We start from the raw sequence: 25,684 nt of genomic DNA on the forward strand, positions 1-25,684 counted from the left end.
TGCCTGCCCGCTGTGCGTTGCGTAACCTGATGATGGACTTTCGACTGAAGGCAAGGACGGACATTGATGTCGCTTTTCTCGGGTAACCGAAATACTTTTGCGCGCGCGATCGCAGTGGGCTCTCTGACACTGATCACCGGTGGGATGCTCGTCGCTTGTGGAAGTGACGACTCGACGGTCACCTCGACCCCGCCCACGACGTCTGCCGCGGCATCGTCGTCGGCTGCGAGCAGTTCGGCTTCCGCGAGCGCGACCACAACGGCGTCCGCAGCGCCCACCAGTCCTGGTGCGGCTGCCACAGCTCCGCCGGAGCAGCCCCAGAGCATCGAGGGGTTCCCCGGTCCGACAGAGGTCGAGGTCAACCCGCAAGCGCAGGCTTTCCTCGACGGTTTGAAGGCCAAGGGAGTTACTCCCGAGGGTGACGGCAGCATCGCGATCAACACGGCCAACTACATCTGCGCGGCCAACGTTCAGGGAACCTCGGACGAGGAGATTCTTGCGTTGGTGACGGCCGTCGTGGGTTCCGCAGCGACGGATGGCACTGCGATCACGTCCGAGCAGGCCAACGCCAACGCGCAGATCTATATCGATGTCGCCAACGCCACATTCTGCAAATAGATGATGGCGCGAGGCGGAAAGCGTCGGGGTTGCCTGGTCCCGCTGCTGATCATTCTGGTGGTCGCTGCCGTGGTGATCGGCGGTTGGTACATCCTTGCCGGGCGGGTGCCGACACCCGAGCCGTTGCCGCCCGGACCGGAGAAACCGGCGTCGCAGCCGGCTAGTTGTCCCGATGTCCAGGTAGTTGCCATCCCTGGAACGTGGGAGTCCAGCGCTGCCGACGATCCGTATGCTCCGGCGGCAAATCCGGCTTCGTTGATGCTCAACGTCACGGGGCCGCTGCAGAGCCAATTCGACCCTTCACGTGCGGACGTCTACACGGTTCCGTATGTTGCGCAGTTCTCGAATCCGGTGGCGTTTCCGCCGGACGGGCAGCAGTCGTACAACAACAGCCGGGCTGCGGGAACTGCTGCCACCAACGACTTTCTGGTGCAGCGCCACGCCGAGTGCCCACTGACGAGTTACGTACTCACCGGCTTTTCGCAGGGCGCGGTCATCGCCGGTGACGTAGCCGCGAGTATCGGCAACGGTACGGGCGCAGTGCCGGCAGATCTTGTGCTCGGTGTCGGCTTGATTGCGGACGGGCGTCGTGATCCCGCGTACGGAATTACTGTTGGCCCGAGCGTTGCCGGCGTTGGTGCCGAGCTGTCGCTGAACGGTTTGAAGTTGCCAGGTCTGACGATGACGGGTCCCCGTGAGGGTGGGTTCGGCAAACTGAACGACCGCACCTATCAGATCTGTGCGCCCAGTGACGGAATCTGTGACGCGCCGGCAGGGGCGATGAATCCGGGAAACCTTATGACGTCGCTGCCTCGTTTGGCGGAGTACTACAACAATCCTGTGCATGCCATGTACAACTCCTTCCAAGTTGATTCGGAGGGCACGACGGCGACCCAATGGATGGCACAGTGGGCAGCGGACATGATCAACGGTGCGCCGACGCCGCCGCACAGTTGATCCTTTTTGTCTGGCTGGGGTGCGTCGGCGAGTAGTCTGCTGGATTGGTCGTGGCAAAGTGCGACCACTGCTCGCCTGGTCCTCTAAAGTGCTGTCACGAACGTGACTGGCGAGTAAGTTCGGATGTTCCAGTCAGTTGACTACGAAGGAGTGATCCATGGGTTCCACCCACAGCCTTGGTGCGCGTAGCGCGCCCCGGCTCGCAGTGCGCTGCAGGGTGGGGATGATCACAACTCCAGGTCACGGCGTCCCGCGGGGTGCAGCGGTGGAGCGCACGCGCGGCGCCCCGGAGCCGCCAGGCTCTGCGTGCCTGGCAGTCGGCACTTTCGAGGAGTGCGAATCGGCTGTGTCGACGCCGCTGGACACGATCGCCACGATCGGTTCTTCGCTCGCCACGATCCCTGAGGCCGAGCACGCGCGGCGATGCGGATGATGCCGATCTGTAACATATCGATGGTTTGGGATCGATGAAGTGATTCAGGTGAGTTGCGCACGTAGTGCGATTCGATTGATTGACGATATACCCGAGAGAGCGAAGGAAGTCTGGGGCGCAAGCATGACCAAAAATGCTTGTGTGATCGCTTCGGAGGAGATGGAATGAACGCGCTGTTCGATGGTTTTCTCGACGAGAAGGGCCGGATTCGCCTGAAAGAGGGCTTCACTCTGGTCGACTACGTCGAGCAACACTCGCGTGTGAACGCGGACGAGCTCGCGTACCGCTACATCGATTACTCGCGTGAGCGCGACGGTGAAGCGCAGGAGCTGACGTGGCACCAGTTCGGTGTACGTCTGCGCGCTGTTGCCGCCCGCCTCCAGCAGGTCACCAAGCCTGGCGACCGCGTGGCGATCCTGGCACCTCAGGGCCTCGACTACGTCATTTCGTTCTTCGCGGCCATCCAGGCCGGTTCCATCGCCGTTCCGCTTTTCGATCCGGACGAGCCCGGCCACTCCGATCGCCTGCACGCTGTTCTCGGGGACTGCAAGCCGTCGGCAATTCTGACTGCCGGATCGTCGGCTGCCGGTGTCCGTGCGTTGTTCCGGTCACTGCCCGCCGCCGAGCGTCCGCGCATCATCGCCGTCGACGCCATTCCCGACACCGTCGGCGAAACCTGGGTTCGCCCGGATATCGGCTTCGACGACATCGCCTACCTGCAGTACACGTCGGGTTCGACGCGAGTTCCGGCCGGCGTGGAGATCACCCACCGCGCTGTCGGTACCAATGCACTGCAGATGGTCGACTCCATCGAGCTCACCGAAGATTCACGCGGCGTCACCTGGCTGCCCCTGTTCCACGACATGGGTCTGCTGACGGTCATCCTGCCTGCGTTCGGTGGCAAGTACATCACCATCATGAGTCCGCGAGCCTTCGTTCAGCGGCCCAACCGCTGGATCAAGGAACTCGCAGCGGCCTCGGACGGCGCAGGCACTTTTGCGGCCGCCCCCAACTTCGCTTTCGAGCATGCTGCTGCCCGCGGTCTGCCCAAGGACGGCGAGCACCTCGACCTGAGCAACGTCATCGGCCTGATCAACGGCAGTGAGCCGGTCACGACGGCGTCGATGCGCAAATTCAACGAGGCGTTTGCGCCTTACGGTCTCCCCAAGACGGCGATCAAGCCGTCGTACGGCATGGCGGAGGCGACGCTGTTCGTGTCGTCGACCAAGCATTCCGACGAAGCCAAGGTCATCTACGTCGACCGCAACGAGCTCAACAGCGGCCGCATGGTCATCGTCGATCAGTACGCCGACAACGCAATCGCGCAGGTGTCCTGTGGATACGTCTCACGCAGCCAGTGGGCCGCCATCGTCGACCCCGAAACGCAGACCGAGGTTCCCGACAATCACGTCGGCGAGATCTGGTTGCACGGCGAGAACATCGGCGTCGGTTACTGGGGCCGCCCGGAAGAGACCGCCGAGACGTTCCACAACACGCTGACCAGCCGCCTGCCGGAAGGCAGCCACACCGACGATCTGCCGCTGGACGCGCACTGGATGCGTACCGGCGACTACGGCGTCTACGTCGACGGCGAGCTGTACATCACCGGTCGCGTCAAGGACCTGGTGATCGTCGACGGTCGCAATCACTACCCGCAGGATCTCGAGTCTTCCGCTCAGGACGCGAGCCCCGCATTGCGTCCGGGCTTCATCGCGGCGTTTGCCGTTCCGGCGAACCAGTTGCCTGCCGTCGTCTTCTCGAATTCCCACTCGGGTCTGACGTTCGACGACGACGATTCCTCGGAGCAGCTGGTCATCGTCGCCGAGCGTGCGCCCGGTGCCGGTAAAGCCGACCCGCAGCCGATCGCGGATACGGTCCGCGCCGCGATTTCGACTCGTCACGGTGTGACCGCACGCGACATCCTGCTGGTTCCGGCCGGTTCCATTCCCCGTACGTCCAGTGGCAAGATCGCTCGCCGCGCGTGCAAGGCAAGCTACATCGAGGGGACGCTGCGTGGTGGCTATCAGCAGACGGCATTCCCCGATAGCGTTTGAGGAACATCCCCTTCATGATCGGTAGCTTGGTGAGTTGATGGTTGAACAAGATGGTGCGCAGGACAGTTCCGTAGACGTGAGCGCTACTGGTGACGCGAGCGGTGTCGACATGAGTGTCGCGCAGCTCCGTGAGTGGTTACGCAACTGGATCGCCGACGCGACCGGTCAGCCGGCCACGACGATCACGGACGATCGGCCGATGGAGGAGTTCGGGCTCGCATCACGTGATGCGGTTGCACTGAGCGGCGACATCGAGGATCTGCTCGGAATCACACTGACTGCCACCGTTGCGTATCAGCACCCGACCATCGCGTCGCTGGCCACTCGGATCATCGAGGGTGAGCCCGAGGTGCCGGAGGAGAGCGTCGACGCGTCGTACTACGCGTCAGGCGCCGGCACGGATGCCCACGACATCGCCATCGTCGGCTTGTCGACCCGTTTCCCGGGTGCCGGACATACTCCGTCGGAGATGTGGGAGATGCTGGCCGCGGGCCGCGACGGCATCAGCGACCTGCCTGAGGATCGCTGGGTCGAGTTCAAGTCCGATCCCGCTCTCAAGGCCGCGATCGAGAACGCCAACACCAAGGGCGGCTACCTCGACGACGTCAAGGGATTCGACGCGGAGTTCTTCGCGATGTCCCCGCTCGAGGTCGTCAACGTCGATCCGCAACAGCGACTGGCTCTGGAACTGACCTGGGAAGCGCTCGAGCATGCGCACATTCCTGCGAGCGATCTCAAAGGCAAGCAGGTCGGTGTCTTCATCGGCAGTTCCGCCAACGACTACCAGCTGCTCGCGGTCAGCGACCCCACGAACGCGCATCCGTACGCACTGACGGGAACGTCGACGGCCGTCGTCGCGAACCGTGTCTCGTACTTCTTCGATTTCCGCGGGCCGTCCATCGCGCTGGACACCGCGTGCTCGTCCTCGCTGGTGGCAGTGCACGAGGCTGTGCGCTCGCTGCGCAGCGGCGATTCCAACATCGCGCTTGCCGGCGGCATCAACATGCTGCTGGCCCCTCCGGGAACCCTCGGGTTCGATCAGATCGGCATGCTCGCTCCCGACGGAAAACTGCGCGCCTTCTCGGCTCAGGCACAGGGAATCGTTCGCAGCGAGGGTGGCGGACTTGTTGTGCTCAAGCGTCTCGAAGATGCCGAGCGCGACAGCGATTCCATCCTCGCGGTCATCGCCGGTTCCGCGGTCAATCAGGACGGCCGCTCCAACGGACTGCTCGCGCCCAACCCGGACGCTCAGGCCGACGTGTTGCGTTTTGCGTACCGCGACGCCGGCATTCTGCCGAGCACCGTCGACTACATCGAAGCTCACGGCACGGGCACCGATCTCGGTGATCCCATCGAGGCCGACGCGCTCAGCCGCGTTGTCGGGCGTGGACGTGACGACAACAAGCCGGCACTGCTCGGCAGCGCAAAGACCAACTTCGGGCACCTCGAGGCCGCAGCCGGTGCTGCCGGCCTGATCAAGGTTGTCCTGGCTATGCAGGAAAACAAGATTCCCGCGACGCTCAACTACCTGGGCCCGAACCCGCACATCGATTTCGAGAAGGCGCACCTGCAGGTGACGCCCGAGGCCACCGACTGGCCGCGCTACACCGGCAAGGCCGTTGCCGGTGTGTCCGGCTTCGGTTTCGGTGGAACCAACGCGCACGTCGTGGTGACGGAGTACGTGCCGGCTGTCATTGATGCTGTTTCGGACTCCGATGCCGATTTGGATGTCGAGACTCTGGATGTCGAGACCGAAGCCGCTGGTGTTCTTGCCGACGCAGCCGAGTCGATGGGGCTCGTCGAAGATCAGACGGTTGTGCTCGCTGTGTCCGGCGCATTGCCGTCGCGTCGTCGCCGCGCGGCTGCTGATCTGGCGGACTGGCTCGAAACCGAAGAGGGCAGCACGACGCCGCTGGTAGATGTCGCGCGCACACTCTCGCGTCGTAACCACGGTCGCTCGCGGGCCGCCGTTGTGGTCAAGACTCGTTCCGAAGCCATCACCGCCCTACGCGCTGTTGCTGCCGGAAAGCCCGCTGCCGGCGTGTTCTCCGCCGACGCGCCGTCGCCCAAGGGTGCGGTGTGGGTGTTCTCGGGCTTCGGTTCGCAGCACCGCAAGATGGCCAAGCAGCTGTATCTGGAAAATTCGGCGTTCAAGGCAGCCGTCGACGAAGTCGACGTGCTGATCCAGGACGAGGCCGGGTATTCGGTGGCCGAGATGTTCCTCGACGATTCGTTCGAGTACAACGTCGAAACCGCTCAGGTTGCGATCTTCACCATTCAGGTCGGCCTGGCAGCATTGCTGCGTCATCACGGCGCCGACGCCGCCGCTGTTGTTCCGCACTCGATGGGTGAGGCTGCGGCGGCCTACGTGTCCGGTGGCCTGAACCTGGAAGATGCTGTCCGCGTTATCTGTTCGCGCTCGCGTCTGATGGGAGAAGCCGAGGGCGCTCTGGTCGGTGACGACATCCGCCTGATGGCACTGCTCGAATACAGCGCGACCGAGATCGAAGCGCTGCTGCCCACGTATCCCAAGCTCGAGGTCTGCGTCTACGCGGCGCCGACGCACACGGTGATCGGTGGACCGCAGCCCGATATCGAGGCAATCGTCGCCGCCGCCGAGGCCGACGGCAAGATGGCTCGCGTTCTGCAGACCAAGGGTGCAAGCCATACGTCGCAGGTAGATCCGCTGCTCGGTGAACTGGCTGCCGAGTTGGCCGGAATCGAAGCGTCGACGTTGAAGGTGGGCGTCTACTCGTCCGTCGATCAGGACACCTTCTACAAGGCCGGCCACGAGCCGATCCACCAGGAGGCGTACTGGGTCAAGGGGCTGCGCCACAGTGTGTACTTCACCAACGCTGTGCGTTTGGCAGTTGCCAACGGCCACACCACGTTTGTGGAGCTTGCTCCCAATCCGGTGACCCTGATGTCCGTCGCCGCAACGGCATTCGATGCCGGCCTGCACGACATGGCGCTCATCCAGACGCTCAAGCGCAAGGAAGACGAGTCCGTCGGCGTTCTGTCGGCTTTGGCTCAGCTGTACGTTCACGGCCACGCTGTGAATCTTGAATCTCTGCTTCCGGCAGGTGAATTCGCAGTTCTCCCGCGCACTGCTTTTGTGCGTAAGCCGTACTGGCTCGACATTCGGGTCAACGCGGGCGGCTCCGGACGCGTTCCCGGTTCGCACGTTGCCCTGCCCGACGGCCGCCACGTGTGGGAGGCCGACGCATCGGTCGTCTCCGACCTGGCCGGTTTGGTGACTGCCGCCGCAGCTCAGGTTCTTTCGGACGTGACGCTCACCGCTGCCGTGCCACACGGCGAGCTTTCAGGCGCCACGACGGTCACCACCACGCTCAACCCGCACCCGGGCGGAGCGTCGGTACAGGTGCATGCCCGCGAGAACGGTTCCTTCCGGTTGCTGTTCGACGCGGTTGTCACGTCGGGTGAGGCTTTGCCCGAGCTTGTCGTAGCCGCGCCGGCGCGTCCGACGGGCGCTATGGAAGCTCTTGCCGAGGTAGTCGAAGATGCCGGCGACAAGTGGGATCCCCACGGTTCGCAGAGCCTCGACGACCGCCTGCGGATCGTTGTCGCCGAATCCATGGGCTACTCGCCGGAAGATCTGCCGGCTGAGGTTCCGCTCATCGAACTCGGCCTCGATTCGCTCATGGCGATGCGCATCAAGAACCGCGTCGAGTACGAGTTCGACATTCCGCAGCTGCAGCTCCAGGCAGTCAAGGATGCAAGCCTGCTCGAGGTCAACAAGTACCTGCGCTACGCCATCGAGAACCGCGAAGAGGTTCAGGCGATGGCAGATCAGCAGGCTGCCGCGAAGTTGGCAGAGGATGCCGGCGACGTCGAGGTTGCTTCGCCTCCGGCTTCGGTTGAGCTCCCGGTGGAGATGCCTGCCGCCGATCCTTCCCGTGCTGGCACAGCGGACGATGCAGGTTCCGACGTCCCGCCGCGAGATGCCGCTGAGCGCCTGACGTTTGCGACGTGGGCAGTGGTCACCGGCAAATCGGCCAAGGGCATTTTCAATGCTTTGCCGACCGTCGACGACGATCTGGCGCAGAAGTTGGCAGTTCGGCTGTCCGAGCGGGCCGGCGGCGAAGTCACCGTCGACGACGTACGTGGTTCCGGCACGATCGAAGACCTTGCGGACGTTGTGCGTCAGTACCTCGAAGACGAGGGCAAGATCGACGGTGTGGTGCGTATTCTGCGCGGCCGCCCCGAAGGTTCCACTGCCGTACCGGTATTCGTGTTTCACCCGGCCGGTGGATCCACCGTTGCGTACGAACCACTGCTCAAGCGTCTGCCTGCCGGCACGCCGATGTACGGGTTCGAGCGCACGGAAGGCCCGATCGAGAAGCGCGCCGAAGAATACGTGCCGTTGCTCCGTGAAATTCAGGGTGACGGACCGTACGTCTTGTGCGGTTGGTCGCTCGGCGGCGTGCTGGCGTATGCCGTCGCAGCCATCCTGCGCAAGCAGGGGGCCGATGTCCGTGTTGTCGGCATGCTCGACACCGTCATGGCCGGCGAGGACGTTCCGGACACTGCGGAGGAGCGACGGAAGCGGTGGGAGCGGTACGGAGCCTTCGCAAAGCGCACCTACAACCTCGATGTGCCACTGCCCGTGGATGTTCTGGCCGAAATCGAATCCGATGAAGATCAGATGCAGTTCCTGATGGACATGATCAAGATGAGTGGCGTCAAGATCCCCGGCGGCATCATCGAGCATCAGCGGACGTCGTTCCTGGACAATCGCGCCATCCAGACCGCGAAGTTCCAGAGCTACGACGGCGACGTCGTGATCTACATGGCAGACAAGTACCACGACGAACTGATGACGCTCGAGCCTGCATTCAAAACCCGTAAGGCAGACGGTGGTTGGGGCAGCTACGTGAAGAACCTCGAGGTCGTCTACATCGGCGGGGATCACCTGCAGATCGTGGACGAGCCGTATATCTCGAAGGTTGCGGCAGACCTCACCACCAAGCTGGCCCAGATCGAGACGGCCCAGACCAAAGCAGCGGAAACCGGAGTTCAGAAGTGACGACAACCACCGCGGAGAAGCTTGCTGAACTCCGCGAAAAGTTGGAGAAGGCAAAGGAACCCGGCTCTGCTCGGGCTATCGCGAAGCGGGACGAGGCGGGCCACAGCACGCCGCGTCAGCGCATCGACATGCTTCTCGATCCAGGCAGTTTCATCGAGATCGGCGCCCTCGTGAAGATGACGGGTGACGGCAATCCGTACGGCGACGGCGTCATGACCGGTCACGGAACCGTCGACGGACGCCCCGTCGCTGTTTTTGCGCACGATCAGACGGTGTTCGGCGGCGCTGCCGGCGAGATGTTCGGCCGGAAGGTCGCCGCTGTCAACGACTTTGCCCTCAAGGTCGGCTGCCCGGTCATCGGCATCAACGATTCCGGCGGAGCCCGAATCCAGGACGCTGTCTCCTCGCTGGCGTGGTACGCCAACATGGGTGCGCGCCAAGAGCCTCTGTCCGGCCTGTGCCCGCAGATTTCGGTGATTCTCGGCAAGTGCGCCGGTGGAGCGGTGTACGCACCGATCAACACCGACGTCGTGGTTGCAACCGAAGAGTCCTACATGTTTGTCACCGGCCCCGACGTCATCAAGTCGGTGACCGGCGAAGAAGTCAGCCTCGACGACCTCGGTGGAGCGCGCAAGCAGGCTGAGTACGGAAACATCCATCACGTCGCTCCGGACGAGAAGGCCGCGTTCGAGTGGGTGCGTGAGTACCTGAGCTTCCTGCCGTCCTCGTGCCAGGAGAAGGCGCCGCTCATCAATCCGGGGCTCGAGCCCGAAGTCACCGAGACGGACCTCGAACTCGATGCCTTCATGCCGGACGCCGACAACGCCGGCTACGACATGCACGACATCATTCTGCGGATCTTCGACGACGGCACGTTCCACGAGATCGGCGCCCAGGTCGCGCACAACATCATCACCGGGTTCTCGCGCGTCGACGGTCGTCCCGTCGGTGTTGTCGCGAACCAGCCCACGTACCTCAGTGGTGCACTCGACGCTGCCAGTTCCGACAAGGCCGCGCACTTCGTTCGCCTGTGCGACGCGTTCGACATCCCGCTCGTGTTCGTGGTCGACACACCGGGCTTCCTGCCCGGCGTCGAGCAGGAGAAGGTCGGCGTCATCAAGCGCGGCGGACGCTTCCTCTTTGCGTACCTCGAAGCCACGGTGCCGAAGGTGACTGTGGTGGTTCGTAAGTCGTACGGCGGCGGCTACGCAGTGATGGGTAGCAAGCAGCTCGGCGCCGACATCAACCTCGCGTGGCCGACGGCTCGCATCGCGGTGATGGGAGCGGAGGGTGCCGTCAACATCATGGGCCGCCGTCAGCTGGCCGAAGCGGGCGACAACGCACCTGCCGTGCGTGCACAGCTGATCAACTTCTACAACGAGTTTGTGGCAACGCCGTACATTGCGGCGGAGCGTGGATACATCGACGCTGTGATCGAGCCTTCACAGACTCGCCTCGAAATCCGCAAGGCGCTCAAGCTGTTGCAGGACAAGACCGTGTTCAAGAACCCGCGCAAGCACAACCTGATCCCGCTGTAGTCTTTTTAGTTGTTTCGGCCCGGTACTTCTCTGGAAGTGCCGGGCCGTTGTCGTTGGATTGTCCTAGTCAACCGTGTCCTGTGCCGTGTCCTGTGCCGTATCCAGGGCATCGAACTGTTCACGCAGCGCGTCGACCGCTGCCCGCACAGCGGGCCGCTCGCTGTCGGTTCGCCAGGCCACGTAGATGTCGCGTCGCAGCGGCGGAAGTGTGTCGCGCATCCGAACACCCTCCGGCGGTATCACTCTCGCGAGACGCGGAATCAGCGCCACGGCAAGACCCTGGGCGACAAATTCCACTTGCGCGGGGAACTCGGCGACTTCGTATTCGATTCGTGGGTCGAATCCTTGTGCGCGCAAGACTTTGACGGTGAAGGTGTGGAAATCCGTGCCTCGCGTCCAGCTTGCCCACGCGTGGTCGGACAACTCGCTGAGTGCAACAACCTTGTTGTCGGCCAGTGGATGTGATGCGGGGATTGCTACAACCGCGACGTCGTCGTACACCGGGGTGAACGAGAGTCCTTCGGGGAGTTCGATGGGCAGAGCGCTCCAGCTGTCTACCACGACAACATCGAGGTCGCGGCGGATGAGGGCGGGGAGAAGTTCCTCGGATTCGCCTTCGGTGAAGGTGATCTCGAGTTGGGGATGCGCACGTTTGATCTCGGCGACAGCCTTCGGCAGTACAGTCCGGCTGGGAGATACCAGTGCGCCCAGGCGTAGTCGACCAGTCACTTCGCTGTGCAGTGACGCGATTTCGGCCTCGGCTTGAGCGAGTACCGAGAGAACCTCGGCGGTTCGCCGCGCGAGGACACGGCCGGCTTCGGTGAGCCGTACCCCGCGGCCTTGGGGAACGAGTAAGGCCACACCAACTTCGCGCTCGAGTTTGTTCAACTGTTGTGAGATGCCCGACGGCGTGACGTGCAGAGTGCGCGCGGCACCGGCAACTGATCCGTTTTCTGCGACGGCATGCAGGGCGCGCAACCTTTCGAGATTCAACACGGTAGTAATGCTACGCAATATGCGGTCTGAATATTTGCTTGTGCTGAATAGTTAGCGGCAGGAACATTATGGGGTGACCACCTTGACCTCACCCACGCTGACACCCACTCGAATTGCTCAGGCTCGCTTCGATCCTCGACTACTGGTCATCGGTGGTGCCGCTGCTATCTCCGTCAGTTCGATCCTGATCAAACTGGCAGATGTGTCGCCGTCGACGGCGGTCTTCTTCCGGTGCTTCCTGGCCTTGCCGCCGCTGGCCCTGCTGCCGTGGCGCGAGTATCGGCGGGTAGGGATGCCAAGCAAGAGGGCACTGGTGCTGCAGGCATTGGGCGGCATCCTGCTCGGGCTGGACTTTGCCTTGTGGTCGCAGTCGATTCTCATGATCGGTGCCGGGATGGCAAGCGTTGTCGTGAATGTGCAGGTGATCGTGGTGCCCGCGTTGTCCTGGCTGGTGTTCGGCAATCGCGTTTCGCTACGCTTTCTGTTTGCGTTGCCGTTCATGTTCACCGGAATTGCCCTGGCGGGCGGCGTGTTCGGCGGCGAAGCGGCGGGGACGGATTTGCTGTGGGGAACTGTGCTGTCCCTGATCTCCGGAATCGCCTACGGCGGCTACATCTTTGTGGTCGGCCGTACCGGCGCGGCCGATCGTGCGGCGAGTCAGGTGCTGGTGTCGACAACCTCGGCAGGTATTGCCGGTTCCCTGATCGGATCACTGTGGGGGCAGATCGATTTCACGCCAGGCTGGGAAGCATTTGTCTGGCTGGCCGCTCTTGCACTGGTAGGCCAGGTGTTCGGCTGGATGCTGATGGGCTATTCGCTGCCTCGGCTGCCCGCGGAGGTTGGCGCGACGCTACTGCTCATGCAGCCGGTACTTGCCGTTCTGCTGGCCGTTGTCCTCCTTGGCGAACGGCCAAGTGCTGCGCAGCTGCTCGGGTGCGTTGTTGTGGTCGGAGCTGTTTCACTCGTCTCTCTGGGGCGCACCCGAGCAGCGATCGCCTAGTGCACCCGCATCTCGCCGGGCATCCACATGCCCGAGCGGGTTGCGGTGCCTGTCTCTACTTCTGCGGGAACGGCATTCGGGAAGTACCGGTCGTAACGTTCGAGAGATCCCCAGTCGCGGGCCCAGTCGTTCTTCAGATACGTCGGGACGGCCGTGGCCTCGGCCAGAACCTCGGTGAACCCGAGCGGCCCGCCGTTGTCCGCGGACTGCCACGTGTCGGTGGAACTGACCGCCAGCGGCCGGTCCGGGAGGATGCGGAAGTTAGGCATCTCCGCGACGCCGTTCATGTGCGAGAACGGACGCTGGCACGGGAACTGAAGGCCGACAGCCCAGTCCAGGAGGATCGGCTGCTCGCTGCCGAGGTACGAGTTCAGTGACTCGAGCTTCGGCACCCGCGGCGGCGTGAACGCCATCCACTGATCGCCGGTGAGGTTGGGATCGAACGCGACCACGCGGACGGCGTCGGCGTCGGCGGCGAGTTCGTCGATCGGGATACGAACGTTTCGCCACGACGGCGCCGGGCCGATGTCGCGGGGCATGTACGAACCCTGCAGTGCCACCGTTCCGTCCGGCTGCGTCTTGCCGTACTCCACCAGCAGTGACTGCCCGTAGGTCACCGCACCGGTGTTGTCGACGGACCAGACGCGTCCGGCTACCGACATCACAACCAGCGGAGATTGTTCACTGCGAGAAGGTAATTGGTACCAGCTCGAGATCAGTGACGCCGGTTCCTGTACTCCGGCCTGGTAGCTGCCCATGATGGGTGTGGTGGCCGGGTCGAGGCCGTACGGGAGTTTGGCGGTGGAGCCGTTGACGCCGACATTGCCGGTGCCGCCACTGGTTCCGGAGTCCGAACCGGTTTCGAATGTGGGGCCGACGCTTTGGGTGTCGGTGTTACCCATGCCCTGCTTGACTTCGATGTAGTCCGCGGTCAGGTCGGTGGGGACACCATTAGCGGAGAAGCCCTTCGCCTCTTCGCCGGACAAGGGGTCTTCGGCATTGAATCCGGGGCCCGGGATGGGTGCCAGGTTGCCGGAGTTGACGTCGGTCTCGACCAACACGTCTTCGGCCATGCCGCAGGTCTTTCCGGCGAGGGCTTCGATGTTGCTGCGGCCCAACGAGTATGCCGGGTACTGGGAGACGGCGCCCTTGAGGAGGGAGAGCACTTCGAAGAGCACCATGAGGCCGGCGATCACTGTCAGCGGTGCTGCGGCGAATTTGCGAATCCGCTTGCCCTTGACTGAGTTCGGCTTTTCCGGTGCCGCCGCAAATCCCTCACGCAGGTACTGCCAGGCCGCGACGGCCAGAGCGAGCCCGAAGAGTGCGAGGAAGAGGGTGTTGGATTCGTGTCCGCTCAAGGAGACGGTCTTGTCGAACCACGGCACACCGTAACTCGAGACGTACCAATAGCCATTGATGCCGGCAAAGGTCAACGCCAGCATCAGGAGCAGTCCCGCCACGAACACCGACCGGTTGCGGCGCGATCGCAGTGCGGATGCCGAGACTGCAACAGCTGTCAGGGCCGCGAGCGAACCGGCGATGCCTGCGTACGCACCGAAGTGGTGAGTCCACTTGGTGGGGTTGAACATCATGAAGAAGATGGTGCCGAAGACAACTCCGACCAAACGCCACGACGGGCCCGTCGCAGCGCCGGGAACGCGACCGCGTCGGAGCAACACGAAGAGCGTCGTGAAGAGGCACAGGATCATCGTCAGGAAGGCGAATCGCCGGGCTACCGAGCCGTCGACAGTGTCGACAAAGAGGTAGTAGTACCGCAGGAAGTCTTTGTACCACTCGAGATTCGGTCCGATGATGGTCCGCACGCGGGTGGCCTCGAGAACACCGGCCAGTGTCTGATCTGCGAAGATGACGACCAGCACCAAGGTTCCGGCCGCCGCGATCGGTGCGAGCAGTGGCAGTGTGCCGACCTCGCGGTGGCGTTTCACGACGATTCGGATGAGCGGGCGGATACCGGCGAGAAGTGCTGCGATACACATCAATCCGGTGGGGGCGGCAGCGAGCGTGAAGGCACCGATCAGCACTGCAATGGCAGCCGGGAACAGTCGGCCGGTCGCGATGGCGCGCTCGATGGAGCACCACGTCAGCAGGGCGCCGAGCGCGACGATGGGCTCAGGCCGCAGGCCGTTGTTGTAGGCGAGCCAGAAAGCGAGGAAGACCATACCGCCGGTCCACAGCGCGACGTTGCTCCGGCGGACCGCACGTCCGAGACGTGGAACAACCTCACGGCTGATGACCATCCAACACAGGATTCCGGCAATCAACGCGGGCAGACGCATGAACGGGCTGGCCGTCGAGATCTTGGCCATCACCGCGAGCACGTCGTAGTACCAACCGAACGGGGCTTCGGGGACGCCGAACCAGCGGAAGTAGTTGGCCATGTATCCGGCGTCGGGAGCAACGCGGGCCATGGTGAGGAGATAGCCGTCGTCGGAGGTGTTTGCCCCGATGAAGTGCCAGAGCGTCAGCGTGCCGACAACTACGCCGTCGAGTACGGAGAACTTCCACCAGCGTGCGGGGAGGAAGCGTCGGTGCGTGCGGCCGTCGATTCCGTCGAGCTTGGCGAGGGCGATCAGCGACACGATGGTGGACAAGACGGCCACGATCATCGCAACCAGCTTGAGCGTTGTCGGGCTGGACGAGAACCGGGAATCGATGGTCATCGAGAATCCGAGGCCCTCGGGTGCTGCGCCGTCGGGGAGGTCGCTGAAGACGCCGACAACCTGGGGGCGGAAGTCGCCGTCGAGTTGTCCACGAACGGGGTTGCCGTCGGTGTAGGTGAGTCCCTCGAATTCTGCGGCGGTCCGATCGACATCGGAGTTGAACGTGATGGCGTTGCAGCGACTGGACTCGACGTCCTCACGCGAAGCCGACGCCACGACGACGTTGCGATCGAGGACGTCGACATTGCTTTCGGACACACGCACGAACATGGAACTGAGGGCAGCACCGTCGCCCTGGGCGGGGGCCGTGGACATGAGGATGCCGCCGCCCGCGGGAAGCGAGCCGACCGCGGTGCAGGGTATCGACGCGTTGACGTCGATGGGGACCTGAGCCATCAACGGTGCCTCGACGTCGCCGATGACGCCGTTCTGCGGCCAGTTGACGGCTGCCGTCGTCTGCACCACGGGGAGAAGCGGGGTGGCGAGTGCCAGAACAAATCCGATGAGGCCCGCGATTATCGCGATCAATCGCGTTCGGCGGAAGCGCGTCCGTGCATCCGGAAGGGATGGCGGCGAACTCGGAGTCGGCGAACTCGGAGTAGAGGGCGGCACTGTAGCGACGTCTGGCACGGCTACCGATGTTATGCGAGTGTTACCCGTGGACCTACCGTGCCCGGGAGGTTTGGTAGGCCCACAGGTAACAGTTACGACTGGTAACGAATCGGACCTGGTGTCCAGGTGCCCGAACGGGTCTCGGTTGTCACGTCGATCCGAGCGGGTTCCGCAGCCGGATCGAGCGGTGTGTACTGCTCGAGTGAACCCCAGTCGCGATCCCAGTCGTTGTCGAGATACGTCGGCAAGGTGCGGGCTGCGAGCAACTCACTGGTCCAGCCGAGCGGACCGCCGCCGTAGTGGTCCTGCCAGGCATTGGTGGACTCCGCGCCGATGCGGTCGGGAAGGATGCGCCAGTCCGGAACCTCGGCCACGCCGTAGAGATGATCGACCGGCCGTTGGCACGGGAAGGCAAGACCGACAGCCCAGTCCATCAGTACCGGATCGGTGGATCCGACGACGTCCTGCAGAGTGCGCATGTCGGAAACCCGCGGTGGGGTGAGGGCAACCCACTTCTCGCCGCCGATGTCGGAGTCACTGGCGATCAGACGCACGGTGTCCGCGTCGGCGGGGAGCTGATCAATCGGGACACGCAGGTTGCGCCACGACGGGGACGGGCCGATGTCGATCGGATCGATCTGGCCGAGAGCGGTCACGCTGCCGTCGGCCTGCGCCTTGCCGTATTCGACGTGGACAACCGCACCGGGAGTGACGATGCCGTCGGTGTCGACGTAGCGAATACGCCCCGCTGCAGCGATGGTCAGCAGCGGCGCCGCGTCACTGCGCTGCGGCAAGGCGTACCAACCAGTGGTGAGGGAAGCGGCTTCCGGCGAGCCGAAGCTGCCGAGAACCGGAGTTGTCGCGGGATCGAGGCCGAACGGGAGCGCAACGTTGCTTCCGTTGATTCCGGCGGTCGACGCCGATCCACCCCCGGTACCGGCGCCGGTTCCCGGGGTGGTGGTGCCGTTTGCCGACGTGGTGGTGTCGAGGCTGTTGGCGCTGCCGGCAGCCTGATCCTCGGCGTCTGCCGTCAGGTCGCTCGCCACACCGTCCGGGGTGAAACCGGTTGATTCGGTTGCCCCGAAAGCGCCTGCGCCTGCCAGTTCGGTGGGGCGGTCGATCAGCTGCAGAACACCGGTATCGGGATCCGATTCGACCAGGACCTCGCCCGCGAGACCACAACTTCCGCCGAAGACGGATTCGACGTTGGACTTGCCGATCGAGTACGCGGGATACTGCGCGACCGCGCCCTTCACCAGGGACAACACCTCGAACAACACAACCGCGCCTGCCGCGATCGTCAACGGGGACGCTGCGAGTAAGCGAGCTGTCCGGCCGTTGTTCTTCTTCGGTGTCGACTTTTCGAGGGGCTCACGAACGTGGTACCACGCAGCCAGCAGCAACGCGAGAATCGTCAGACCCAGAAACGCGGTGGAGAAGCCCTTACCGGCGATGGACGGCGGTTTGTCCCACCACGGGACGCCGTAACTCGAGACGTACCACCAGCCGTTGGAGCTGGTGAACGCCACGGCCAGGATGAACAGGATGCCTGCGGCAAAGAGCGCGCGGTTCCGTTTGGAACGCATGCTCGACGCACTGACTCCCACCGCCGCGAGCACGGCCACCGTTGCCGCCAACCCCGCGTACACACCGAAGTGGTGGGTCCACTTGGTCGGCGTGAACTGCATGAGGAGCAGCGACGCGAACACGATGCCCAGGATCCGGCGCGACGGCCCGATCGCGGTGCCGGGAATCCGTCCCTTCCGCAGAATCAGCATGACGCAGAAGATCAGTCCGACGATCATCACGAACATGCCGAAGCGGCGTGCCAACGAGCCGTCGGGGGAGATGGTCATCAAAGCGTCCCAGCGAACTCGCTCCTCGAACCACGGGACGTTGGGGCCGATAGCTGTTCGCACCCTGGTCGATTCGAGCACCGTTGCCAACGTCTGATCGGCGAACACCGCAACAAGTACGACGGTTCCGGCCGCGAGGACAGGCATGATCTGCGAGAAGAAGCCCACTCGTTTGCCGCGAGCGATCATGATCTGCACAATGGGGCGCGCACCGGCGAGCAGGGCACCGATCGCGATGAGGCCCGACGGACCTGCAGCGAGTGAGAACGCGGCAATCAGCACCGCAACTGCCGCCGGCAGCAAACGGCCTGTGGCAACGGCACGTTCGATGGAGCACCACGTCAGTAGAGCGCCGAGCGCGATGATCGGTTCGGGACGCAAACCGTTGTTGTACGGCAACCAGAACGCCAGGAACACGAGGCCGCCGGTCCAGATGGCTACCTTGTTGCGGCGCACCGCAACGCCGAGCCGTGGGATCACCTCGCGGCTGATCACCATCCAGCACAGAATGCCGGCGATCAACGCGGGCAACCGCATCCACATGCTGGCAGTGCTCACCTTGGTGAACGCCGCGAGGACGTCGTAGTACCAACCGAACGGCGCCTCTGGCACACCGAACCAACGGAAATAGTTGGCCATGTATCCCGAATGTTCCGAAACCCGGGCCATGCCGAGGAGGTATCCGTCGTCGGACGTGTTGGCGCCCACCACATGCCACAGCAGAAGCGTGCCGATGACCAGACCGTCGACGCCCGTGAATTTCCACCACCGTGCCGGGAGGAATCGGCGTGCGCGTCGGCCGTCGACGCCGTCGATCCGGTGCAGCGCGTACAGCGAAATGATCGTGGAGAGTGCCGCGACGATCATCGCAAAGAGTTTGAGAAGTGTTGGGCTGGAGGAGAATCGCGAGTCGACATCCATGTCGACGGACAGGCCCGCCGGCGGAGCGCCTTGCAGATCGGTGAAGATGCCGACAACCTGCGGACGGTAGTCGCCGGTCAGGGTTGCCCCGACGCCGTCGATTCCGGTGACGGTGGCGACGGTCTGCTGGTAGTCGCTGGTGATGGTCAGTGCGGTGCATCCGGCGAGCTCGCCTAGTGGCGCCGAGATCAGGACCGATTCGCGGGTGAGGGCTTCGAGGCGATCCGCGGTGGTCCGAACGGTCAGGCCGCGCGCGTCGCGATCGGGCGCACCGTTCGGCATGGTCGAGACCAGCGTGCCGCCGTCTTCGCCGAGCTGGCCGAGCGCGGAGCACGGGATGGTGATGTCGAGGGAGGTCGGGGAGTAGGAGATCAGCGGCGCCGAGACGCTGTTCAACGACCCGTCCTGCGGCCAGCTGACACTTGCTGCCTTCTGGTCGACCGGGAGGAACGGGGTGGCGAGCGCCAGCAGCAGGCCGATCAGACCGGTGACGATCGCGATGATTCGTGCCTTCTGCACCCGTTGGGCATCCGACTCGGGGCGAGCGTCGGGGCCAGCGGGGGGAGACTGCGGGGGCACTACTACGTCAGACGGCACAAGGAACGATGTTAGGCGAGTGTCGCCGGTTACATCCTGAGAGACGACTTAAGGAAGCGCTACTTGTTGGTGGTCTTGCCGCTCACGAGGTCACGGACGTCCCACACCCAGACGTCGTCGACCGAGGTGGCGTCGAAGCCCACCAGAGCGTTGACCGTCTGACGCAACGCGTTGTCGTTGCTTGCTTTCGGGAGCACCAGGACGTCGGCACGCCAGAACCGCAGGTCGGTAAGTGCGTCGGCGCGGGTGGTGGCGTCGACAACGGGGATCTGACCCGTCTCGTTTGTTCTGACCAGAAGCGACGACGTGGGGCGGAACTCAGCCCCGTAGATGCCACCCCGGGTAATCGAATGAGGGCCGACGAAGTAGCCGCCCGCGATCGGGAAGCCGAAATCGGCGTCGATCTGCCAGCGCATGGCCCGGGCTTCTTCGCCGCTGGACACGGGAACCGACACGAGGCTGCCGTCGCTGACGTAGTTCTCCCACGATCCGCTGGTGATGAACTCCGGGGTGTCCTGGCGTTCGACGGTATCGATGCGTGTCGGAATCAGGACTACCACTGCGAGCGCCAGCACCGCCAACCACGCTCCCGGCAGTATCAAGGCCGGGCCCCGAGGATTGCGAAGTTCCACCAGCGCGCGGTAGGTGCCCAGGGTCAGAAGCAACCCGATAGCGGGAATTGCTCCCATGGCAAAGCGCGACTCCAGGACCGACTCGAACAGCGGCAAGTGCGCCAGGAACTTCCAGGGCAACGTGATGCCGGTGTGATCGCCCTTGTAGACAAGCTCGGATCCCAGTGACAACACGCCCATCACGACGATGACGGCCGCAGCGGCACGGGTGAGTTTCATCTTCCACAGCCACACGGTCGCGAAGAAGATCAGAATGACGATCGGCCAACCGAAGTACGAGTTCTCCTCGGTGGGGTTCATACGGTACTCGGCGCCGGTTTTGTCGCCACCCACCGATTCGGTGGGGAGGGTGGTGAAGGCGCCGAAGTCGGCTCCCGCCTGGCCGTGGGCGACGCCGTCGTAGCTTGCGGGACCGAAGAACTGTGAATAGAGCGGTACCGCGGTGATGAGGATCGACACGATTGCGCCGACCGCCAAGCCGGGCAGGCTGCGCTTGATGGCGGCCCGTGCCCTAGAGATATCCGAGAGTGCGTACGCAGCGCCGAACACCATCGCGGACATGGTGAAGATGAGGAGCGGTTCTTCGCCGAGGAAAATCTGCCACGCCATGAGCAGCCCAAGGACGACGCCGTCTCTAGCCACATTGGTTCCACGTGAAACGCGGATAACCTGCATGAAGATGAACGGAATGACAAAGAACGCCACAAAATTCGGGTGACCGTTTGCGTGCGAAATCATGGCAGGGGCAAATCCGCAGAACCCGCCACCGATCGCGGCCGCGCACTTCACCCGAACGGAAACGCCCATCAGCACATACCGGGAAAACGTCCAGTACCAGGCGATTGCGGTACCGGCCAGACCCAAGGTCAGCCCGATGGCGTAGGTCGGCGTCGGCCCGAAAATCAAGGTGAGCGGCGCCAGCGGCATGCTGATGCCGAACATCGCGGTATTGGCCATCAGGTTCACACCGAGCGGATAATTCAGCAGGTCGCTGTACAACGGTGTGCGGAACTGCGAGAGCGCATGCGCAGTGTCGGCGAAGAACCATTCCCACATCGACTGGTCGCGGCCCGCGTTGACCAGATAGCCGGACTCCAGGTTGCGCCAGAGATTCGACATCACCCAGAACGCCGCAAGGACAAAGAGCACCACGATCGCAAGATCGACCATTCGGCCACGACTGATAACTGAACGGACCCGCCCTGATGTCGCCTCGACCAGCTGTTGTTGAGGTTCGGGCAGAGTCTCGGTCATGCAGTCGGCGCCTTTCGTTTGAAACCAATCTCGGTGGTTGCCTCGGTGCTCGGCTCGGTGGTTACGAGGTCGCACTCAAGGTATCGATTCGATAACTTATCCCGCCAGCGTAACGAACAATGCCCTCGAAGCCTGCCTCTAGCAGCGCGAGCAGGCCGTATTCAGGGCAGTTCAGGACCGCTCGTGCCTGATTCGAGATAACCGGTCGGTCGAGTTTGGCGGCTTTGTGACATGGGTACCTCGGAGGTGTCCTGCTCGAATTCGTGTACCCCGAATTCGTTCACACAGCCCCGACGGATCGCGTTCTCGACAAAGCGGGAACCCTTCGGGGTCACAACCTGATGGGATGGTGCTTGTGCATGACGAACACACGGGTTTGCGGCGGCGCAGAGGGTAAACGCGCAGCGAGTAGGAACAAGGCTCGTAACGGGGCTCGTATCGGGGCTGTCGGGGCAGTGGCCGCCCTTGCCGTCGCGTTCGGCGGCACCAACGCATCGGCGGGAGTCGACAACGCGAGTTCGATCACGGACGTCAAGGGAAACCGCATAGAAGTCCTACAGATGGACACAGCGATCCAGACAGTCCCGCCGCTCGACAGTTCGCCACTGAGCGTCGAGTTCTTCCACGACGGCGTTGCGTCGGTGCGCATCGACGGCCCAGACGCCGACAGTTTCACCGGAACGCAACTGACGATCGGCTACCAAATCGGTTACCCGATCGCGTTGACCGGTGCCACGGTTGTCCTCAACAGTCCTGGTCTCGACTGGGCAGTGGAGAGCGGAACCAACATCGGTATCGGATTCATTCCGGAACCGGCACTGGGGCTCGACATCTCGAATGCATTTGTGCTCGGTGGGGACATCATTCCGTCGCAGGAACTCGACGTGGATTTGGCGCCGGGTGGAATCACCGACGTGGAATTGCTCGAAGATCAGACATTCGACGGCCGCGAAGCTACGGTGCGGATGCAAGGAATCCACGGCTACGTGCAGGGTGCAATCGGTCCGGTCACCATCCGGCCGTACGCAAAGGCCGTGACATCCAATGGGGACACTGTGGTGACGTACGGAGTTCCGCAGAGACTTTAAGGGGCAGGGACTTTAAGGGGCGGGGGCCTTGATTGATATGACTCTCACCGTCACGCTGCAACAGTGTGGCGGTGAGAGTTGTTGGGAGCCTGTGTATTCGACCGGTATTCGGTAGAGATCGACCGGCGGTGAGCGCGGGAGGCGCGCAGGGCCTTCATTGAGAGTGCCACCGCCGCCCACGTCGTGCACGCCGCCGTCACCAGAAGTAAGAGCGCCCAGTCGTGGGCAAAGAATCCCACTATCGCCGCGATGGTGAACGCCAGCGACACGAAGACGATGCGACCGGCAAGATCCGTCGCGAGCAGATAGTCGACAGCAGGTTCGTCGGCTGCGTGACTTTCTACCTCGGCGCCGCCGTTGTCGTGCGCGTCCAGCGTTTCCCGGGTGGGAAGATCCAGAAGCGCACCCCATTGCGCCGCAGCGACGGTGTGCGGCAGATCCTTCGGAAGGCTCTCGGGCTGACGGGTCTGAGATACGTCGATGAGAGCCCGCGCTAAAGTGAGCACCGCGATCCGATGCTCTGTCGCAACACGGAGTAACTCGTGAAATGCCTGCTCGGGGCAGTACGGCTTACCCCGCGCAATGACAAGAGTGTGCTCTGCTGCGTCCAGGATCGCGCGATGTGGAACCAATTCGTGACTCTGCGCAATGAGTTCGCTCAATGTCATCACCTGCCCCGCCACGATGGGTGCGCAGTTGTTATGTCAACCGCGTCGTGAAGCAGTCGAATACCCCGGTGATGGCGAGGACAAACTCGACCCCTGTCTGACTAGGGGTCTAACTGGGGCCGGGTGTGATCAGAGCTGGGGTGCCGGCGCGTTCAACGCGCCGAGGCAACTCTCGATCAGATCGGCCACGATGACCTTGGCTTGTGCAGGGCTGTGAACTCGTCCTTCCCAAGTAGCAAATGTCACGATGCTCAAAATGCTGAGTGTGCCTGCGCGAAGTTCCGCGATATCGGCCGGCAACAACGACGCCGCCGCGATGCGATGCTGAACGTCGCGAAAGGTCGCTGCCTGCAGGTGGTCCCGGATGACCGCCGACATCCCCGGATCGAAGATGGACTGCACCAGAAAGCGCGCGTACAAACTGTGCTCACGTTCGATCGTCTGCTCGGCCAACGGCAGCACCGACGCCTCCACGAGTTGGCGCATGGTGGGAGGTTGCTGCGCGACGTCGATAGCGTTGAGGAGATCATGTCTGCGCTCCGCGGCCGGCTTCATCCGTGACTCGATCACCGCGGACAGCAAGCCTTCGCGTGAACCGAAGTGGTATTGCGCAGCCGACTTGTTTGCCTGCCCAGCCTCGATCTGGACATCGCGCAAAGTCAGTGCTGCGAGACCGCGCTCCGCCACCAATCGCTCGGCCGCATCGATCATGGCCGTGCGGGCATCGGTTTTTGTCACGGTATGAAGCTAGGGGCGCGGAGGGAGCGCGTCAACGACCTTCATCGGCAAGCCGACTGTGAAGAATATCCCGTTTGTTTACTGTTATCGGGGGTACCGCGTCAGTTGCGGGTGACAACCACGAACGGTCCCTGCTCGGTGATCGTGAAGCGAGGATCGTCGAACAGCTCCTTGGGGAAGGTGACCGTGTACCTGCGGACATTGGGATCGTTGGGGTAGACATCCTCGGCCAGGCGCAGGGTGTAGCCGTCGGCACCCTGGCGGAAGACAAATGCGTCGGGGCTGCGCCACGGTGCGGAATCCAATGCGGCAATCAACTCGTCGGGTGTCTCGAGTTCCGACCACTGCTCGATCAGCTCGGCGCGGGCCCGGAAGTCTGCCAACGGATTTGCGTAGTGCGACGTCAATCCCTGGAAACCGAAGTACGGGTAGAAGCTCAAGAAGCCGATGTCGGCTGTCAGGACCACCAGATCGTGGGGTTCGCGGCCAAGTTGTTCGCGGATGATGCGGTCGATGTCCGCGTAATTCGCTTCGGCTCCCGGCGGGCGCTTGTCTCCGCGCTCACCGTTGCCGTCGGTATCGCTGTATGCCACAGCGATATCCGGTGCCAGCACCTGCGGGATGTTCTGCGCAAAGGAAATCGCGCCGATGACGCCCAGAGCAACGAGTACCGCTTTGACCCGCGGATTCTCACTGGTGGCCAACACGATCCAGCCGGCGAACTCGAAGAAGCCGAACACACCCGCCGCGGCGAGGAGTCCGATCAGAACCGGCTCGAGCCGGAATCCGAGAAGAGTGCTGCCGGCAACCGTGAACATCATCGACAGCAGGGCCCACAAATACACGGCAATCACGCCGATGCCCAGCGCCCGTGCCCTGCGGGAGAACAGGAACCGGGAAATCAGCCAGATCGTGCCCAACATGCACAGCGCGCCGACGAGTGAGAAGTGCAGCATCGGGAAGGGCAATACCGCGCCGGAATCCGGGAGGTAATGCATAGCGGTGCCCGACTCGGCCGGAGCGCCCGAGAGGGCCTCGAGCAGGTAGGGAGCCCAGACAGTCAAAGCGACCACGCCTGCGATGACGGCGATGACAACCAGTCGAATCAGTGGTCCGAGTGCGGCTTTCCAGGTGTTCTGGGCGCGGGCAGCGAGAACCGCCGCGACGATACCCATCAGTGTTACCGCAAAGGCGGCAAATCCGAGGTACAGGGTGTAGACGGTCGCTGCGTAGCCGAGAAACAAGCCGGTGCCGAGAACTGCGCCCGCTCCGGCAAATCGAGAAGCACCCGGGCGATCGAGAGCGCCCCACGCGAGGATGAGCACCGGCGGAATAAGAAGATTGACGACGGCGCCGTACGCCTCAGGGGAGTTGTACGCCAACACAACCGCAGTAACGGCCAGCGCCGCGACTGCCGCCCAGTCGCGGCGAATGAGCTTGGTCCACAACACGAGTGCAATCACGGCGACAACTGCGATCGAGCCGATCGCATAGGGCTTGAAGGCTTCCCAGCCGTCCATGCCCAGCAGATTGGCGACGCGGCCACCGACCCAGAACCAGCCGGCCGGGTAGAACGGCGGGAGATCCACATACGTCATGTCGTGCAGCGCAGCGGAATCCGTGAGCCGAGTCAGGTACTCGGTGCGAAACTGCTGATCGACCGAAACCCCGTGCAGATACAGCGTGGTTGCGGCGAGAGGGAGTCCGAGCGTCGTGGTGACGAAGCCCGAAAGCCCCGCCCATGAGAGGACCTTTGCAGTCCGCTGCGCCTTGTGGGCGCGGAACATCAGGACGGCGACGCCGATCACGGCGATACAGACAACCTGCAAGACCGTCGTGACGGCTTGAGTGACATTCGACGACGTGAACGCCGGCCAGTCGACCTGGCTGAACGCGAACAGCCCGACAGCGGCGACGACGACGGCTACCAGTGCCGCGAGCACCATTTCCACCACCGTCGCCGCGGCATTACGCCACGGCGACGGGGAGGCAGT

At 63.3% G+C, this 25,684-nt stretch carries 15 protein-coding genes; 8 read left to right on the plus strand and 7 right to left on the minus strand.

What is annotated here, in order from left to right; all coding sequences use genetic code 11:
• Positions 1-66: 66 nt before the first annotated feature.
• From V2B23_RS08770 to V2B23_RS08795, 6 genes are all read left to right on the plus strand, one after another.
• Positions 67-618, plus strand: coding sequence for a DUF732 domain-containing protein (locus V2B23_RS08770; protein ID WP_430949991.1), 552 nt, complete (start codon positions 67-69; stop codon positions 616-618).
• Positions 619-621: 3 nt separating this feature from the next.
• A complete protein-coding gene (locus V2B23_RS08775) occupies positions 622-1,575 on the plus strand; it encodes a cutinase family protein (RefSeq protein WP_430950212.1) in 954 nt (317 codons plus the stop codon).
• A gap of 157 nt (positions 1,576-1,732) precedes the next feature.
• Positions 1,733-2,008 (plus strand): hypothetical protein, encoded by a 276-nt coding sequence (locus V2B23_RS08780; RefSeq protein WP_430949992.1) that lies wholly within the window; start codon positions 1,733-1,735, stop codon positions 2,006-2,008.
• Between the two features lie 164 nt (positions 2,009-2,172).
• Positions 2,173-4,062 (plus strand): long-chain-fatty-acid--AMP ligase FadD32, encoded by a 1,890-nt coding sequence (gene fadD32 / locus V2B23_RS08785; protein ID WP_430949993.1) that lies wholly within the window; start codon positions 2,173-2,175, stop codon positions 4,060-4,062.
• A gap of 37 nt (positions 4,063-4,099) precedes the next feature.
• Positions 4,100-9,109, plus strand: a complete 5,010-nt coding sequence (pks13, locus tag V2B23_RS08790; RefSeq protein ID WP_430949994.1) for a polyketide synthase Pks13 — start codon at positions 4,100-4,102, stop codon at positions 9,107-9,109.
• A complete protein-coding gene (locus V2B23_RS08795) occupies positions 9,106-10,647 on the plus strand; it encodes an acyl-CoA carboxylase subunit beta (RefSeq protein ID WP_430949995.1) in 1,542 nt (513 codons plus the stop codon). Before pks13 ends, V2B23_RS08795 begins: the two co-directional genes overlap by 4 nt.
• 63 nt (positions 10,648-10,710) lie before the next feature.
• Here the strand turns inward: V2B23_RS08795 and V2B23_RS08800 are convergent, their stop codons facing one another.
• Positions 10,711-11,643 carry a LysR family transcriptional regulator gene (locus V2B23_RS08800; protein ID WP_430949996.1) on the minus strand — a complete coding sequence of 311 codons (933 nt, stop codon included), beginning with the start codon at positions 11,641-11,643 and terminating at the stop codon, positions 10,711-10,713.
• A 73-nt stretch (positions 11,644-11,716) separates the two neighbouring features.
• Here V2B23_RS08800 and V2B23_RS08805 point away from each other — a divergent pair, with 73 nt between their 5' ends.
• A complete protein-coding gene (locus tag V2B23_RS08805) occupies positions 11,717-12,643 on the plus strand; it encodes a DMT family transporter (protein WP_430949997.1) in 927 nt (308 codons plus the stop codon).
• On the opposite strand, the gene V2B23_RS08810 is transcribed toward V2B23_RS08805, so the two are convergent.
• The 3 genes from V2B23_RS08810 to V2B23_RS08820 form a co-directional block, all read right to left on the minus strand.
• Positions 12,640-15,954 (minus strand): arabinosyltransferase domain-containing protein, encoded by a 3,315-nt coding sequence (locus tag V2B23_RS08810; protein ID WP_430949998.1) that lies wholly within the window; start codon positions 15,952-15,954, stop codon positions 12,640-12,642. The genes V2B23_RS08805 and V2B23_RS08810 overlap by 4 nt on opposite strands.
• 74 nt (positions 15,955-16,028) lie before the next feature.
• Positions 16,029-19,310 carry an arabinosyltransferase domain-containing protein gene (locus tag V2B23_RS08815; protein WP_430949999.1) on the minus strand — a complete coding sequence of 1,094 codons (3,282 nt, stop codon included), beginning with the start codon at positions 19,308-19,310 and terminating at the stop codon, positions 16,029-16,031.
• Positions 19,311-19,369: 59 nt separating this feature from the next.
• Positions 19,370-21,196 (minus strand): glycosyl transferase, encoded by a 1,827-nt coding sequence (locus V2B23_RS08820; RefSeq protein ID WP_430950000.1) that lies wholly within the window; start codon positions 21,194-21,196, stop codon positions 19,370-19,372.
• Between the two features lie 341 nt (positions 21,197-21,537).
• Between V2B23_RS08820 and V2B23_RS08825 the strand changes: the two genes are divergently transcribed.
• Positions 21,538-22,284 (plus strand): MspA family porin, encoded by a 747-nt coding sequence (locus V2B23_RS08825; RefSeq protein WP_430950213.1) that lies wholly within the window; start codon positions 21,538-21,540, stop codon positions 22,282-22,284.
• Positions 22,285-22,334: 50 nt separating this feature from the next.
• Here V2B23_RS08825 and V2B23_RS08830 read toward each other — a convergent pair whose 3' ends face one another.
• The 3 genes from V2B23_RS08830 to V2B23_RS08840 form a co-directional block, all read right to left on the minus strand.
• Complete coding sequence (locus V2B23_RS08830; RefSeq protein ID WP_430950001.1) at positions 22,335-22,952, minus strand: hypothetical protein; 618 nt, start codon at positions 22,950-22,952, stop codon at positions 22,335-22,337.
• 129 nt (positions 22,953-23,081) lie between these two features.
• Complete coding sequence (locus tag V2B23_RS08835) at positions 23,082-23,690, minus strand: TetR/AcrR family transcriptional regulator (RefSeq protein WP_430950002.1); 609 nt, start codon at positions 23,688-23,690, stop codon at positions 23,082-23,084.
• Between the two features lie 101 nt (positions 23,691-23,791).
• Positions 23,792-25,636 carry a galactan 5-O-arabinofuranosyltransferase gene (locus tag V2B23_RS08840; protein WP_430950214.1) on the minus strand — a complete coding sequence of 615 codons (1,845 nt, stop codon included), beginning with the start codon at positions 25,634-25,636 and terminating at the stop codon, positions 23,792-23,794.
• Positions 25,637-25,684: the final 48 nt, after the last annotated feature.

The sequence above is a fragment of the Rhodococcus sp. 24CO genome, assembly GCF_050586165.1.
Classification (GTDB): Bacteria; Actinomycetota; Actinomycetes; order Mycobacteriales; family Mycobacteriaceae; genus Rhodococcus_F.